The sequence below is a fragment of the Dehalococcoidales bacterium genome, from assembly GCA_028716225.1.
In the GTDB taxonomy this organism is placed as follows: Bacteria; Chloroflexota; Dehalococcoidia; order Dehalococcoidales; family UBA5760; genus UBA5760.
Genome location: JAQUQE010000124.1, coordinates 1 through 2,988, shown reverse-complemented (window position 1 = coordinate 2,988; position 2,988 = coordinate 1). Strand labels below are relative to the sequence as shown.

Here is a 2,988-nt window from a genome sequence, read left to right as displayed (position 1 = left end):
AATTCCCTTTTGGGCTTCAGTCACTTGCTGAGTTTGCGGGATTTCTTGCGGCGCGACATCCGATGAAAACTTTTCCATAATTATCGATAAAAATCATTCGTATATGGGTTAACAATACTGCGGAGGACTCTTTTATCTTATATTTTCCGCCGATATCCGGTTGGTAGCCGGAACTACTTTAGAATAGAACAGCCGCTATAAATCGTCAATTAACAAACCGTAATTCTCATCTCACATACCCCAACACCCTCACCACAGACCAGCCAAAAGGCGTGGTGGGATAATGTTTGTATATTCCGAAGTAGACCTTGAGTCCGGCTGATTCTTTAGCCATATCCCGTGTGAAACGGATGCGGTAAAGCAATGTATTCCAGGCAAGGTTTTCTTTGGCAACCTTGAAGTTGGGCGTATGGCCAAATATATCAAGGAAAACAGGAAGGGCTTTGTTAACATTCTGCCGTTCCAGGGCCAAATTGCGCACGAGCGGGATCAAACCAGTAGTTAGACGCTCGATGTCAGACCAAACAAAGTCCGCTCGATGGACAGTCTCCATATAATCGCGGGCAACAGCGCGACGTTCACCACGGCCAAGTTTCACTGTAGCGGGAGAGATTCCATAGACAATGAAATTCCTAATCGCCATCTCTTGGCCAGCATTCAAGATAAGCTTAAACTCCTTAGCATCAGCTCTCACCTGCTTCAGGACGAGATCTTCCATTACAATATTTCGCGGAAGGCTCAAATTATCGAGAAGAGACTGAAGATTGGAGGGATCCAGGGTCTGTGCGGGCGCCTGAGCTGGCGGCGGGGTTTCGGTTGGCGGAGGCGGGACGACAACTATATTGCTATTAGAAAGATCTACTTGGAGCGAGAGAATATTTGAGGGCTGGCCACTAGTCGAATAATATCGAACATATATAGTGGCAGGACTGGGTGTGGTCGGGACAATAATGGAAACAAGAGGGATATAGGCCAGGAGACTAGTGTTACTCAACGTAGAATCGGTCGAGATAGCATAACCGCGGACTGAAGAAGGGTCAGCATTTAGCTTGATCCAAATCTTAGCTTGCCCATCACTGATATATTCTATGTGGTCCAAAGCAATGCCAAGCGACTGCTGACCGGGTAAAGGCCCAGATTGACCACCAGAACCACCACCTCCGCCGCCTCCCCCTGTGCCAGCCGTAATACCGGTTATGGAATTGGTCACAGAGGCAACTGTGATGTTCCTATAGCCCATGGAAAGGCTTGAGGCAGTGTGGGTAATGGTGCCTATGTGACCGCCTTGGTTTCTCACGACAGCCGTTACCGTAACCGTCACCGGGACATTCCAGTTTGTTGAGTTGAAGATGATGGTGGATGGAGAGACAATGGAGGAAGAATCGGGCGAAACAGTTATCTGAACGGTCGAAGTCGGCTGTGAATTCAAAACTATGGTGTAAGTATCACTGGCAATGCCTTCGTAGGTATAAACAATGGTTTTTGAAAGATTGACGCCCGCCGTATCATTGTCAGTAATGGTGTTAGTTACATTGGACACCGCAACGCCATTGAAAACGCCTGAATTCGTAACCGTGTGGGTTATTATGCCGGTATGGGTGCCTTGGGCAATGTGATCGTTTACTGCGGTGACAGTCACGGTAACCGGTACATTCCAGTTAGCCGAAGTGAAACTGATGGTTGAAGTCGAGACTGTTTGGTTAGAATCGGGAGAAACGATGACATTAACCGTGCTTGTCGGTTGAGCATTCAGAACAATGGTGTACGAATCAGTCGCTCCGCCCTCTACCGTTGAAACCGTTGTTTTTGAGAGGTTAACGGCCGCGCTGACGGTTGTTGCGCTCGCGCCAGTCGACGTAGCCGAATTGACTCCATCCCCGTTTCTGGCAATCACTTGAAAAGTATAATATGAGGAAGCGCTGAGTCCCCTGGCCACGCCAGACCAAGACGAAGATGTAAAGAATGTCGGAGTTGCCGTAATAGCCCCGGCGGAAGTGAAATAACGGGAATCGGTCGCGTCATAAACCGCATAAGTGGTTCCTACAGGGTTTCCATTCGCATTTATATAAAGAGGTATTGTAGACGTGGTAGCTGTGCCGAGCGTGGGAGCAGATGCTTGATTGGCAAGAGTATAGATCAAAGAGCTTGTAGCATAGGTCGACGTACTGCTGCCGTTACCGGCGGCTACGCGGAACTGGTACTGATTATTTGGCGAAAGACCAGTGAACGTATAATTAGTTGTCGGAACGTTAACCGTCGCAACCTCGGCAAACGAAGAGCCACCATCCAAAGATTTTTCTAGGACATATACATTTTCATTCCCTCCGCCAGTAGTCCAGGATAGCGGCACAGAGACGGCTGTCGGAGTACCAAGAACCGGTGCCGTGGGGGCTATTGGATTCTCTAACATGTCAAAAGTGTGGTCTGAGTATCCGCCGCTGTATCTGAATGATAAATTTCCACTGCCATTAGATTGACAGACTCCATTGCTGCAAGTTGTCCCGTTTATGCCGGTTATGCTTGAAGCCGTAGCTCCGGTTATGGTGATTGTATAGCTTTTGTTGGCATGCAAGTCGCCAATTACATGGTCTGTAACCATGCTTGAGCTTGAGGCATTTGATTCAGTCCACGTCTTATGCGTATTGCTCCAATTTGTAATATTGGTAACATCAAGCCAGGCTGGCCTTTTAGCAGTTGAACCATAAGCTGGGAAGCTTCCACCTGAAGGAGTTATCTTCAGATGAGCTGCATTGCTATTAATTGTCCCCAAATCCCTGAATTTTCCATCTCCATAGATCCTGGCTCCGGCTCCGATGTCTATCGTATCAGGAGTTACCGGGGCGATATCATGAGGCGGTTGGTATTCGTAAGCACCAGTGTCTGGGGTGCCATAGAAAGTATTTCCAAGATAGTCTGCTGTATATATTGTAGTGGTAGCAGAATCAATGGCCGGAGAAGTAGACTGAAGAGTATAATCTTGACCCGATG

At 47.9% G+C, this 2,988-nt stretch carries 1 protein-coding gene; it reads right to left on the bottom strand.

Going from position 1 to position 2,988, the window contains the following annotated elements:
- Positions 1-226: 226 nt before the first annotated feature.
- A partial coding sequence (locus PHI12_14565; GenBank protein MDD5512008.1) for a fibronectin type III domain-containing protein occupies positions 227-2,988 on the bottom strand: 2,762 nt, incomplete at its 5' end.